Below are 12,979 nucleotides of genomic sequence, written 5' to 3'. Positions count from 1 at the left end.
TTTTTTTTTTTTTTTTGTTGGAGCTCCATCCTATCCCCCCCCCCCCCGCGGGGGGGCCGGGCGGCGGGGGGGGGGGGGGGGGGGCCGGGGGGGCCCCCCCCCCCCGACGGGGTCGGTCAGCCGCTCACCGGCCTGCCGCGGCCCCAGGCCCAGGCGAGGCGGTCGGCGCCGGACTGGTTGGTGGTGGCCAGCCAGGGGCGGGACGCGTCGCCGATCAGCTTCTGGATCGAGTAGGTGTCGTCGGTGCGCAGGCCGGGCCAGTACACCGAGCCCATGCCGAGCTTGCGGAAGGTGTCCGTGTCGGCCTGGATGAAGTTCACCGAGTTGTTGGTGGCGTCCGGCTTGTCGTAGTCGAGGCCGGTGGTCATCGGGGCGCCGAACTCGTCGGCCACCGTACGGCCCGCGCAGTCCCCGAGGCGCTCCTTGAGGTCGGCCACCCACTGGTCGTAGGTCGCGTAGTCCTTCCAGAACCCGTAGTGGTGCAGGGAGAGATAAGTGCCCTTCAGACGCGGGTCGGCGCACACGGTGGTGACGTGGTCGTTGTAGCCGGCACCGCTGACGAAGACCCGGTCGTGCGGGACGGACGGGTAGGTGGCGAGCCACTTCGCGGCGATGTCGGCCCACTGGGCGTCGGTGTAGCCGTGCGGCTCGTTCATCGGCTCGAAGTAGACGTGCGGGTCGTGCCGGTAGGCCTTCACGACCGTGTCCCACATGGGCCAGTAGGTGGCCTCGTCGTCGATGAAGCCGTCCTTGTTGGCGCCGGTGCCCTCCCAGTAGGAGACGATCACCTTGAAGCCCTGCGCGGAGGCCGCGTCGATGACCCCGCGGTACGACTTCCAGTACGAGCCGTTCACCGTGTACGGGTTGATGGGCAGCCGTACGGTGTTGGCCCCGAGGTTGGCGCGGAACGCCGCGATCACCCGGGTCGCCTTGGCGTAGGTCTGGGCGTAGCTGTCGGAGAGCGACAGGCCGGACAGGACCACAGGGTCGTCGGCGTAGTTGTCGCGCGGGTCGGCCCAGTTGACGCCCTTGAACTGGCTGGTGCCGTGGCCCGGTACGGCGGCGGAGGCCGGGCTGCCGGTGAGGGTCGTGGCACCCACCGCGGCGATCGCGACCGCCGCGAGGGCGGCACGCGTACGGGGGGTGACACGGGTTCTGGCGGGGGTCTTGCGCATCAACGTGCCCTTTCAGGAGAAGGCGGCTCGGCGCGGGGGAATCGGGGCCCAGGCCATGTGTTTACGTAAACATCGAGGAGGCATGTTCACGTGAACATCCTCTGCGCGACGCTCTGACGGGATCTCCGTCCGGGCTGGTCACACCGCGATGTTTACGTAAACTCGAAAGCGTCGGAATCGTGGCACCCGCTCCTGCGGCCGTCAAGATTCCCGGAGCCGACTTCCCGTGCGTGACGGAGATTTGAGGGGTGGGGCGATGGGCCTGGACGAGCCGGGGCAGCCGGTCGCACCGGCCGCGGGCGGCGCGGGGCGGGGCGGCTCCGGGGTGCCGGGCGGGCGCCGCAAGCAACGCGTCTCCATGGCGGACGTCGCCGAACTCGCCGGTGTCTCCTCGCAGACGGTGTCGCGGGTCTCCAACGGCCATCCCGGAGTGGTCGGTTCCACCCGCGAGCAGGTGCTGGCCGCCATGCGGGAGCTGGGCTACCGGCCCAACAGCGCCGCGCGCGCCCTGCGTTACGGACGGTTCAACACCATCGGCGTGATCCTGTTCGGTCTCTCCTCGACGGGCAGCAGCCGTACCGTCGAGGCGATCGCCACGCATGCCGCGGCCGAGGGCTACGCGATCACCCTCATCCCCATCGACGTGGCCACGCAGGACAACGTGCTGGGGGCGTTCACACGGATGGGCGAGCTGGCCGTGGACGCCGTCATCGTCATCATGGAGATCCATCTGCTCGACACCGGTACCGTGCAACTGCCGCCCGGCGTCCACGTGGTGGTCGTGGACTCGGACGCCGGGGACCGCTACTGCGTGGTCGACACCGACCAGGCCGACGGCGCGCGCAGGGCCGTACGGCACCTGCTGGACCTGGGCCATCGGACCGTCTGGCACGTCACCGGGCCGGCGTCCTCGTACGCGGGCCAGCGCCGCAGTCAGGCCTGGCGGGCGGTGCTGGAAGAGGCCGGACGCCCGGTGCCGGCGCCCCTGCACGGCGACTGGTCCGCCGAGTCCGGTTGGGCCGCGGGACGGACGCTCGCCGAAGTCCCGGAGTGCACCGCCGTGTTCGCGGCCAACGACCAGATGGCACTCGGTCTGCTGCGCGCCTTCCACGAACGGGGGCGGTCCGTCCCGGCGGACATCAGTGTCGTGGGCTTCGACGACACCCCCGACGCGGCCTTCTTCATCCCGCCCCTGACCACCGTCCACCAGGACTTCGCCGAGGTCGGCCGCCGCTGTGTGCAGCGGGTCCTGCACCAGCTCCGCACCGGTGACGACTCCCGCCCCGGCACCGACCTCGTCCCCACCCGGCTGGTGATCAGGAACAGCACCGCCCCGCCGGCCGGGGAGGCGGGCCGCGTCGGTCTCGGGTGAGCGGGTGAGGTGGGCGTCGGGGGTACCCGGTGGGCGATCGTGGTGATCGGCGCCGCGCGGGCCTGGGAGGGCAGGTGCCGTAGGTCCCATGTCCGTCCCGCATCCGGCAGAGCGCTCACGCGACGGGCGTGGCTGGTTCGAGCGGCTCGCCGAGGCGGCCTCGAACGTCCCCAGCTCGCTGCCGTTCATGGTGTTCTGCGTGTCCCTGGTCCTGGCCTTCGTCGCGGTCCACGTCGCGGGACTCGCCCTGACCCGGCAGCTGCTCATCGGCGATGCGATGACCGCCGTGAACCTGCTGCTGCTCACGCTGCTGAAGAACTCCGAACGCCGGGCCGAGCACGCCGTCCAGCGCAAGCTGGACAGCATCGCCGCCGCGCTGCTCGATCAGCGTGAGGGGCACGGCCAGGAGGAGGCCGAGGAACTGCACGACGTGATCGGGATGGAGGAGGAGCTCCGAGGACGCGGCGCGGAGGGGCTCGTACCCTTTCGGTGTGCCTGTCAGCCGCCTGCATCGCGTAGCCGTCCTCGTGCTGGAGGGGGCGAAGCCCCTCGACGTCGGCATCCCGGCACAGGTCTTCACGACCCGGGCGAGCATGCCGTACGAGGTACGGGTGTGCGGGGCAGCTCCCGGCCTGGTCACCGGCGGGGACGGGTTGTCGTACCACGTCGCCCACGGCCTGGACGCGCTGGAGTGGGCGGAGATCGTGTTCGTGCCCGGCTACCGGTTCCCGGACCGCGAGGACCCGCCGCGGGAGGTCGTCGACGCGCTGCTGGCGGCGCACGGGCGGGGCGCGCGGCTGGCCGCCATCTCGACGGGGGCGTTCGCGCTCGCCGCGACCGGGTTGCTGGACGGCAGGCGCGCCACCACGCACTGGCACTACACACGCGCACTCACCGAGAGGCATCCGCTGGTCAAGGTCGACGAGAACGTGCTGTTCGTCGACGAGGGCAGCGTGCTGACGTCGGCCGGTGCCGCCTCCGGCATCGACCTGTGCCTGCACATCCTCCGCGGCGACCTGGGCGTGGCCGCCTCCAACCACGCGGCGCGGCGGCTGGTCGCGGCCCCCTACCGCAGTGGCGGCCAGGCCCAGTACGTGCCGCGCAGTGTCCCCGAGCCGCTCGGCGAGCGGTTCGCCGCGACCCGCGAGTGGGCGCTGCACCGGCTGGCCGAGCCGCTCACCCTGGACATGCTCGCCCGGCACGCGGGCGTCTCCCCGCGCACCTTCTCGCGGCGCTTCGTCGAGGACACCGGGTACACGCCGATGCAGTGGGTGATGCGGGCCCGGATCGACCTGGCACGGGAACTCCTCGAACGGTCGGAGCGCGCGGTCGAGCAGATCGCCGGCGACGTCGGCCTCGGCACCGGGGCCAATCTGCGCCTGCACTTCCAGCGCATTCTCGGCACGACACCGAGCGACTACCGCCGCACCTTCACGAAGGGCGAGTGACCGCGGGGACGGCCTGGCGGGATCCTTGCGAACCGTGGCGTTCTCGCCGCTGTCGGGGGTGGGTGCGGTGGACGAACCTGGTGGCGTAGCGAAGGGACGCCACTCATGACTCGTATCGCCATCAACGGATTCGGCCGCATCGGACGCAATGTGCTGCGCGCTCTGCTGGAGCGGGACAGCGGCCTGGAGGTCGTCGCCGTCAACGACCTCACGGAGCCCACCGCCCTGGCGCGGCTCCTGGCCTTCGACTCGACCGCGGGCCGCCTCGGGCGCCCGGTGAGCGTCGACGGGGACGTCCTCGTCGTCGACGGCCGCCGCATCAAGGTGCTCGCCGAGCGCGACCCGGCGCAGCTGCCGTGGGCCGACCTCGGCGTGGACCTCGTGCTGGAGTCGACCGGCCGTTTCACCTCCGCGAAGGCGGCCCGTGTCCACCTCGACGCGGGCGCCCGGAAGGTGCTGGTCAGCGCGCCGTCGGACGGCGCCGACGTGACGCTGGCGTACGGCGTGAACACCGACGCGTACGACGCGGAGCTGCACACGGTCGTGTCCAATGCCTCGTGCACGACGAACGCGCTCGCGCCGCTGGCCGCGGTGCTCGACGAACTCGCCGGTATCGAGCACGGGTTCATGACGACCGTGCACGCCTACACGCAGGAGCAGAACCTGCAGGACGGCCCGCACCGCGACCCGCGCCGGGCCCGGGCCGCCGGGGTCAACATCGTGCCGACCACGACGGGCGCCGCCAAGGCCATCGGTCTGGTGCTGCCGAACCTCGACGGCAAGCTGTCGGGCGACTCGATCCGGGTGCCGGTGCCGGTGGGCTCGATCGTCGAGCTCAACACGACGGTCTCCCGTGACGTCACGCGCGACGAGGTGCTCGCGGCGTACCGCGCGGCCGCCGAGGGTCCGCTCGCGGGGGTCCTGGAGTACTCGGAGGACCCGTTGGTGTCCTCGGACATCACCGGCAACCCGGCCTCCTCGATCTTCGACTCGGCTCTCACCCGGGTCGACGGCCGCCATGTCAAGGTGGTCGCCTGGTACGACAACGAGTGGGGCTTCTCGAACCGGGTGATCGACACGCTGGAACTGCTGGCACGCTAGGGGCGGAGCGGCGGGGTGGGGTCAGCCGTCGTACGGCATCAGCTTGACGATCCTGCCCTTCTTGTCCGTCTGGAGATACCCGGTCTGGCTGTAGCCGTTGGTGAGGTAGACGGACATTCCGGCCGGATCGCCGAAGACGTTCCCCGGCAGGACGAGGATCAGGTAACGGCTGCTCGGGTCGGGCACCTTGAGTCTCTTCTCGGCCTGCGCCAGGAGGGACGGGACCTTGTCCCAGGCGAAGTCGTCCAGGCGGACGGGCGTCTCGCCGCTGTCCAGGGTGTCCTTGAAGTCGCTCTGCTGGACACCCTGGCCCGGGCGGTAGGTGTACATGTCGTACGCGGTGTCGCTGCCCTTCACCATCAGGTAGGCCAGCACGTAGTCCGGGTACACCGTGAGCTTGGCGAACCGGTCCCGGCCGGTCTCCTTCTCGAAGGCCGCGACCGCGGTGCGGATGCCCGTCGGGGTCAGCATGTCGGACGTGGTGCTCCGTGCCGTGGCCGAGGGTGAGGCGCTGGTGCCGGCCGGGGCCGGTGCCGTCGCGGACGGGGTGCCGGTGTCCTTCGCGCCGGCGTGGGCGCCCGTGTCGGGCAGCTGGGTCCACACGAGGACACCGGCGAGGGCGACCCCCGCGGTGGGCAGGGCCAGCAGCGTCCAGCGGCGGCGGCCGGCCGGGGCCTCGGCGGGTACGGAAGCGGTGACCGGCGGTGGCGCGGCCGGGGGTTGCAGCGGAAAGGACGTGGGGGTTTCGGTCCGCGTCGGCCCGCGGGTCCCGGTCCGCGTCGCCTCCGCGGCGGCGGCCAGCATCCCGTCCAGCCGCCGGGCGTCGGGGCGGGCCCCGGGGTCGCGGACGAGGACCCGGGTGAGGACGTCCGTGAGCGGGCCGGCCTTGACCGGCGGGGGGACGTCCTCGGCGAGGACCGCGGCGAGCGTCGCGAGGGTGGTGCCCCGGCGCAGCGGATGGTGGCCCTCCACGGCGACGTACAGCATCATCGCCAGCGACCACAGGTCCGACGCGGGCCCGCCGTCCTTGCCCGCGACGCGCTCCGGAGCCATGTAGTCGGGTGTGCCGATGACCGAGCCGGTGGCGGTGAGGGCGGTGGCCTCGCGGACGGCGGCGATGCCGAAGTCGGTGAGGACCGGGCGGCCGTCGGGGCGCAGCAGGACGTTGGCCGGCTTCACGTCGCGGTGCTCGATGCCCGCCTCGTGGGCGGCCCGGAGGGCGGCCAGCACCTCACGGCCGAGGCGCGCGGCCTCGCCCGGGTGCATCGGGCCGCGGGCGAGGCGGTCGGCGAGCGAGCCGCCGGTGACGAGCTCCATCACGATCCACGGGTAGGTTCCCGGGCCGCCGTCGACGATGTGATGGATGGTCACCACGTTCGGGTGGTCGACCCGGGCCAGGGCGCGGGCCTCCCTGAGCACCCGCTCGCGCAGCTGCCGGGCGGCCTCCGGGTCGTACTCGGCGAGGCCGGGGTCGGACGGCCGTACCTCCTTGACGGCCACGCTGCGCCGCAGCACCAGGTCGGTGGCCCGCCACACCATGCCCATGCCGCCGCCACCGAGCCGAGCCGCCAGCTCGAACCGCCCGTCGACAACCCGTCTCGCGGGGTTGTCCCTGCCCTCATCGTTCATGCGCCGGAGCATAGTTGGCCGGTCCGACAGCCTCCCGGCGCGCTCAGTAGCCGGACGCGAGTGACTGGGTCGTGTACGCGCACTCGGTGTAGACGTAGCCGTAGCGCAGCTTGGCGGTGTCGGAGCCCGGGGTGGCCGTGGTGTCGTTCTTCGGCTTGTGCACGAAGTACGTCGTGCCGGGCGGGAGGCTGATCGTGCGCTGCGGGTAGTTCCGGCCGCTGTCGCCGCACGGCTGCCAGCCCGGGGTGATCGAGCTGGCGAACGAGTACGCCTTGCAGCCGCCGCACGCCTTCAGCGTGAAGCTGCCGGTGACCGGGCCCGTGTAGAGCACGGTGATGTCGTCGGGGCTGTCGTTCCTGACGGTCACGGAGATGCCGCCGCCGGAGGCGGTGGTGGGCAGCTTCTTGCCGGCCGCCGGGAGGGTCTGGGCGACCTCGGCGCCGATGACGATCTTCCGGGCGCGGGCGCCGTCGCCGTCGTGCGGGTTGTCGGTGAGGAACTGCTGCAGGGTCTGCTGGGCCTTGGCGTAGTCCCCGTCCCGGTACTGCCTGACGCCGCACGGGTACTCCCCCGCGTCACCGCCGCGGCCGGCCCTGGACGCGACCTCGCCCAGTGCGCGGGCCTGTGCGCCCGAGCCGTTGGACAGCTGGGTGATCTGCGAGTTCAGGGTGTGCAGCCGCTCGACGGCGGTGCAGGGATCGTTGCCGGAAACGGCCTTCGCCGCCTTCTTCTCGGCCGCGTCCAGGGCCGGGACCACCTTGGCGGCCTGACCGGAGTCCGGGAACGTGCCCAGGAGCTCGCCGAACCGGGGGACCCAGTCGGTGCCGTCGCCGGTCAGGCCCTGCGCCCCGCACTCGTACAGCGAGGTGGCCAGCCGGTCGTCGGGCCAGTGGACGAGCGCGCCGAGCTGGTCCTTCGGCAGGGAGTCGGGCACCGTCCGCAGGTACTCCAGCGGCGCGACGGCCTTGCAGTAGTCCTGGTGGCCGTAGGCCGCGGCGACCGTCGTGTAGTAGGTCCTCAGCCGGTCGGGGACCTGGGCGGCGGCACGGGAACCGGCGTGGTCGACGACGAGGTCGCGGTAGACGGCCAGGGCGTCCTGGTAGTCGGGCTTGGCTCCGGCGAAGTCCTCGTGGGCGGCCGCGGCGACGCGTTCGTCCGCCTGGTCGAGCCGGTCGAGGAGCGCGCGCTGCACGGCTTCCTCGTGGGCGCTGTCGTACCAGAGCGCGCCGCCCACCGGGACGGCGAGGAGGACGACGCCCAGCAGGAGTGCGAGGGGCTGCCGTCCCGGCAGGACCAGCCGGGTGCGCAGGCCGACGTACGCGCCGTGCACGGCCGCCAGCAGCAGCACGAGGGCGTAGCCGGCCAGGGCGGCAGCGGGCACGCCGTCGGCGTCCGCGGGCAGGGCCACCAGGAGCAGCACCGCGGTCGCCGCCAGGCAGGCGGCCATCGGGAGCCGTCTTCGGACGAGCAGATAACCGAGGCCGAGGCCGCTCAGGTTGAGGAGGGCGACGGCGGCGGCACGCAGGGCGTCCGGCGGCGCGGGCGGCGGACCCGACGGCATGGGCGGGACGAAGACCCCCGGTCCCTGGTGCGGAAAGCCCTGGTGCGGAAAGCCCTGTTGCGAAGAGCCCTGCGGTGGGAACCCGTGGCCCGACGGTCCGTGCTCCGGTGGTTGCTGGTCCGTTGGTTGCTGGTTCGGGCCGTACGCGTCCCCGGACATGGCGGCTCCCCCGATTGCTGCCGAATCCTCATCAATTGACAGCGTACGGCCAAACGTGCGCATTCGACAGGGCCTCCGCCGCCCGGTCACGCCGGCTCACTTCTCCGGGATCTCCTGCTCGGCCCAGATGATCTTGCCTCCCCCCGTGTGGCGGGCGCCCCAGCGGTGGGCGAGCTGGGCGACGAGGAAGAGGCCGCGGCCGCCCTCGTCGGTGCTGCGGGCGTGCCGCAGCCGGGGCGCGGTGCTGCTGCCGTCGGCGACCTCGCAGGTCAGCCGGGAGTCACGCAACAGCCTCAGCGTGATGGGTGGTTCGGCGTACCGGATGGCATTGGTGACCAGTTCGCTGACGATGAGTTCGGTGGTCGTCACCAGCTCGTCGTAGCCCCAGGTGAGCACCTGGTGCACCGCCTTGGCCCGGACCTCGCCGACGGCGGCCGGGTCGACGGGTACGTCCCAGGAGACGACGTGGTCGATGCCCAGGGCGTGGGTGCGGGCCAGCAGCAGGGCGATGTCGTCGGGCTGGGGAACGGGGACCAGTTGCTGCACGGCCGACGCGCACAGCGTGTCGAGGTCCGCGTCGGGGACCGCCAGGGCGGCGCACAGCCGGGACATGCCCAGCTCGACGTCGCGGTCGGCGCCTTCGATGAGGCCGTCGGTGTAGAGGCCGAGGAGGCTGTGCTCGGCGAGCTCGATCTCGGTGGCCTCGAAGGCCATGCCGCCGAGCCCGAGCGGTGGCCCGGCGGGCATCTCGGGGAACCAGACCTGTCCGTCGGGCGCCACGACCACCGGCGGCGGGTGCCCGGCCCGGGCCATGGCGCAGCGCCGGGTCACCGGGTCGTAGACGGCGTACAGACAGGTCGCTCCGACGAACGTGGCCGTGCTGCCCTCGGCCGCCGTGCCCGAGTTCTCCTCCTCCCCCAGCCGCAGCACCAGGTCGTCGAGGTGGGCGAGGAGTTCGTCGGGAGGCAGTTCCATGTCGGCGAGGGTCTGTACGGCGGTGCGCAGCCGGCCCATGCTGGCCGCCGCGGTGAGGCCGTGGCCCACCACGTCGCCGACGACCAGGCCGACCCGGGCGCCGGACAGCGGGATCACGTCGAACCAGTCGCCGCCGACCCCGTCGGTCGCGTCCGCCGGCAGGTAGGAGGAGGCCACGTCCAGGGCCGTACCGCCGGTCAGGGCCTGGGGCAGCAGGCTGCGCTGGAGGGTGACGGCCGCGGTGTGCTCCCTCGTGTAGCGGCGGGCGTTGTCGACGCAGACGGCGGCCCGGGCGACCAGTTCCCGGGCGAGCAGGACGTCGTCGGCCTGGAAGGGGGCCGGGTTGCGCGAGCGCGCGAAGGTGGTGAGGCCGAGGGCGGTGTTGCGCGCCCGCATCGGGACCGAGATGAGCGAGTGCAGTCCGAACTCCCGGATGCGGGCGGTCCGCGCAGGCTGCTCGGTGACCCACAGGACGTCGTCCGGATCGAGTTCGGGGATGAGGATCGGTTCCCCTGTGATGAGCAGGTCGAGGCCGTGCGGCGGCGGCAGGAAGTCCACCTTGTCGCCGATCCGCGCCACCACCTCGGGGTTGCCCTCGCGGACGGTCCGCAGTGCGGCGCGCCGCATCACCGGCTTGGCCGGCGCGGGACCCGCGTCGGTCAGCCAGGTGCCGTGTCCCTCGGTGCTGAGGACGGGCTCCAGGAGGTCGACGATGACGAAGTCGGCGAAGCGGGGGACCGCGAAGTCGGCGAGTTCCTGGGCGGTGCGCAGCACGTCGAGGGTGGTGCCGATCCGGGTGCCGGCCTCGTTGACCAGGGACAGCAGCTGGCGGGCGGCCCACCGCTCGGTGACGTCGGTGACCAGGTAGCAGACGCCCGTCACGGAGTCGTCGGGGCCCACGAGGGGGAAGAAGGACGTGGAGTAGGCGCGCTGGCGGAGGGGATCGGACCAGCTCCAGCCGAGGTACTCGTAGTCCATGACCGGTTCCCCGGTCGCCAGCACCTCGCGCATCCGGGTCTCGACGGCGGTCGCCTGGAGCCCGGGCAGCAGTTCGCTCAGCCGCCGGCCCAGGCGCTGCTCGCGGGGCACTCCGCCGAACTGCTCCAGGGTGTCGTTCAGCCAGACGTAGCGCAGCTCCAGGTCCATCACGGCCATGCCGATCGGCGAGCGGGTGAGGAACCCGTCGAGGACGGACTCCCCCATCGGCCACTGGGGGCGCTGCTCACGCGCCGAGAGCAGGAAACACTCCTCGGCGCCGATGCGGAAGGACGCGGAGACCCGCAGGTCGACCAGGACGCTGTGACCGTCGCGGTGCCGCAGCGGTACGAGCCCGCTCCAGCCCATGCCGGAGCGGCAGCGCTCGGCGACGCCGGCGACGCGGGCCGGGTCGGCGCGCATGGCGAGCAGCCGCGCCGCGGGGCGGCCGGTCACCTCGGCGGGCGGGTGGCCGAGCAGGGCCTCGGCGGCGCGGGTCCAGCCGAGCACGGCACCCGCGGCCGACACGACCGCCGCCGCGTCGCTGGACGCGTCGAGGAGATCGCGGGGGCCCACGGAGGCCGGCGCATCGACGTCTTTTCGCGGAGAATCCATTGGCTACATCCTCTACGTACCCCCATGTTCCTGCTTGTCCGGCCGATACGCACGGCCCGTGGGGAAACCGGGTGACCGGGAGGACGGGAGCCGCCGCCGGGACCGGGGTACCCGTCTGGAGTTGGGCGAGTGGCGGGGCGGGGGCAGCATGGAAGTGCCGTGGCGGCCGCTTCGGCATCGGCCCGGCGGCCGGTGGAGGTGGTTGAGGGATGGTTGCGGGTTCCCTGGGGTCCGGTGGCGGCGACGGCTCCGGTTCCGGTGGTGAGGGGTACGGACCCGGCAGGCTGCGTCCCACCGGTCTGCTGGACGTGCTGAGCGTGGCCGCCGTGGCGCTGGACTCCCAGGGACGGATCGTGTTCTGGACCCCGCAGGCCGGGGAGCTGTTCGGATACTCGGCCGAGGAGGCCCTGGGCCGGTACGCGGCACGTCTGCTGGTCGACCCGGAGCATCTGCAGGCGGCGGTGAGCCTCTTCACGGAGGTGCTGGAGACCGGCCGGGCCTGGGCCGGCGCCTTCCCGGTCCGGCACAAGGACGGCGGCAGCCGCCTGATGGAGTTCCGCAGCATGCGGCTGCTGGACGACCTCGGGGACGTGTACGCCCTGGGTATCGTCGCCGACCACAACCTGCTCCAGCGGGTGGAGACCGATCTGGCGCTGTGCGAGCGGCTGATCAACCAGTCCCCGATCGGCCTGGCCCTCCTCGACCCCGACCTGCGCTATCTGCTGGTGAACCCGGCCCTGGAGCGGATCGACGGCATCCCGGCCGAGGAGCACATCGGGCGGCACCTGCGGGAGACGCTGCCGCTGCCCGACATCGACACGGTGGAGTCGGCGCTGCGCCAGGTGCTCACCACCGGCACGCCGCTGCTCGACCAGTACCACGTGGGCCGGCCGCCCGCCGATCCGGACCACGAGCACGCCTGGTCGCTGTCGTTCTACCGGCTGGAGGACCCCGCCGGCCGGGTCCTGGGCGCGGCGACCTCGGTCGTCGACGTCACGGAGCGGCATCGCGCGGCGGCCGAGGCCGACCGGGCCCGGCGCCGGCTCGCGCTGATCGCGGACGCCTCGGCGCGGGTGGGTACCTCGCTGGAGGTGGAGCGCACGGCCGCCGAGCTGGCCGAGGTCGCCACCCCGGTCCTCGCGGACGTGGTCGCGGTGGACGTGCTGGACTCGGCGCTGGCCCTGCGCCGCTCACGCCGCCCGGACAACGGCCCGGAGCTGTTCCGTGCCCTCGCCCTGAAGGCGGCGCGTCCCACGGTGGCGCTGCGGGCCGCCGATCCCCCCGGGGAGCTGGCGGCCTACGACGGTGACCGCCTGGTGACGCTGTGCGTGCACACCGCACGCCCGGTCCTGGTCCCGCACGTCGGCGCGCACGACCTGCCGCGGATCGCGCGCAACGCGGCGGCGGGCGAGCTGCTGGCGCGGGCCGGTGTCCACTCCTACCTGGCCGTGCCCCTCATCGCCCACGGCGAGGTGCTCGGTGCCCTGGACCTCAAGCGCACCAGCAATCCGCTGCCGTTCGACGAGGACGACGTGGTCCTCGCCAGTGAGCTGGCCGGGCGCGCGGCGGTCGCCATCGACAACGCCCGCTGGTTCCAGAGCGTCCGCAACACCGCCCTCACCCTCCAGCGCAGCCTGCTCCCCGACCACCCGCCGCACCACACGGGTCTGGAGCTGGCCTCCCGCTACCAGCCCGCGCAGGCGACCAGCGAGGTGGGCGGTGACTGGTACGACGTGATCCCGCTGGCGGGCGACCGGACCGCGCTGGTCGTCGGCGACGTCATGGGAAACGGCATCGACGCCGCCGCCACGATGGGCCGGCTGCGCACCGCCACCTGCGCGTACGCGGACCTGGAGCTGCCGCCTGCCGCCGTGCTCCAGCACCTGGACAAGATCACCTGCGATCTGGAGCACTACATCGTCACCTGTCTGTACGCGGTGTACGACCCGCACACCAGGCGCTGCGAGAT

Annotated in this window: 9 protein-coding genes; 4 read left to right on the top strand and 5 right to left on the bottom strand. The window is 72.7% G+C overall.

The features are described from left to right. Positions 1-116: 116 nt before the first annotated feature. Positions 117-1,175, bottom strand: coding sequence for a cellulase family glycosylhydrolase (locus tag ABZ646_RS25955; protein WP_360523440.1), 1,059 nt, complete (start codon positions 1,173-1,175; stop codon positions 117-119). 358 nt (positions 1,176-1,533) lie between these two features. On the opposite strand from ABZ646_RS25955, the gene ABZ646_RS25950 reads away from it, so the two are divergent. Then, positions 1,534-2,547, top strand: a complete 1,014-nt coding sequence (locus ABZ646_RS25950; RefSeq protein WP_360523443.1) for a LacI family DNA-binding transcriptional regulator — start codon at positions 1,534-1,536, stop codon at positions 2,545-2,547. Between the two features lie 115 nt (positions 2,548-2,662). Here ABZ646_RS25950 and ABZ646_RS25945 read toward each other — a convergent pair whose 3' ends face one another. Beyond that, positions 2,663-2,974, bottom strand: coding sequence for a hypothetical protein (locus ABZ646_RS25945; RefSeq protein WP_360523438.1), 312 nt, complete (start codon positions 2,972-2,974; stop codon positions 2,663-2,665). 64 nt (positions 2,975-3,038) lie between these two features. On the opposite strand from ABZ646_RS25945, the gene ABZ646_RS25940 reads away from it, so the two are divergent. Further along, a complete protein-coding gene (locus ABZ646_RS25940) occupies positions 3,039-3,995 on the top strand; it encodes a helix-turn-helix domain-containing protein (RefSeq protein ID WP_360523435.1) in 957 nt (318 codons plus the stop codon). Between the two features lie 105 nt (positions 3,996-4,100). Then, positions 4,101-5,096 carry a type I glyceraldehyde-3-phosphate dehydrogenase gene (gap, locus tag ABZ646_RS25935; protein WP_360523432.1) on the top strand — a complete coding sequence of 332 codons (996 nt, stop codon included), beginning with the start codon at positions 4,101-4,103 and terminating at the stop codon, positions 5,094-5,096. A 21-nt stretch (positions 5,097-5,117) separates the two neighbouring features. On the opposite strand, the gene ABZ646_RS25930 is transcribed toward gap, so the two are convergent. From ABZ646_RS25930 to ABZ646_RS25920, 3 genes are all read right to left on the bottom strand, one after another. Continuing rightward, entirely contained in the window at positions 5,118-6,725 is a 1,608-nt protein-coding gene (locus ABZ646_RS25930) for a protein kinase (RefSeq protein ID WP_360523429.1), read from the bottom strand. A gap of 43 nt (positions 6,726-6,768) precedes the next feature. Continuing rightward, complete coding sequence (locus tag ABZ646_RS25925; protein ID WP_360523427.1) at positions 6,769-8,286, bottom strand: hypothetical protein; 1,518 nt, start codon at positions 8,284-8,286, stop codon at positions 6,769-6,771. A gap of 255 nt (positions 8,287-8,541) precedes the next feature. Continuing rightward, on the bottom strand, positions 8,542-11,010 hold the full coding sequence (locus tag ABZ646_RS25920) for a SpoIIE family protein phosphatase (RefSeq protein WP_360523424.1): 2,469 nt from the start codon (positions 11,008-11,010) through the stop codon (positions 8,542-8,544). 209 nt (positions 11,011-11,219) lie between these two features. On the opposite strand from ABZ646_RS25920, the gene ABZ646_RS25915 reads away from it, so the two are divergent. Then, positions 11,220-12,979, top strand: a 1,760-nt coding sequence (locus tag ABZ646_RS25915) for a PAS domain-containing protein (RefSeq protein WP_360523421.1), incomplete at its 3' end; no start/stop codon positions are given.

This window comes from Streptomyces sp. NPDC007162 (assembly GCF_040634175.1).
Lineage (GTDB): Bacteria > Actinomycetota > Actinomycetes > Streptomycetales > Streptomycetaceae > Streptomyces.
The sequence above is the reverse complement of the archived record's forward strand: the minus strand, read 5'-3'. Positions and strand labels throughout refer to the sequence as shown.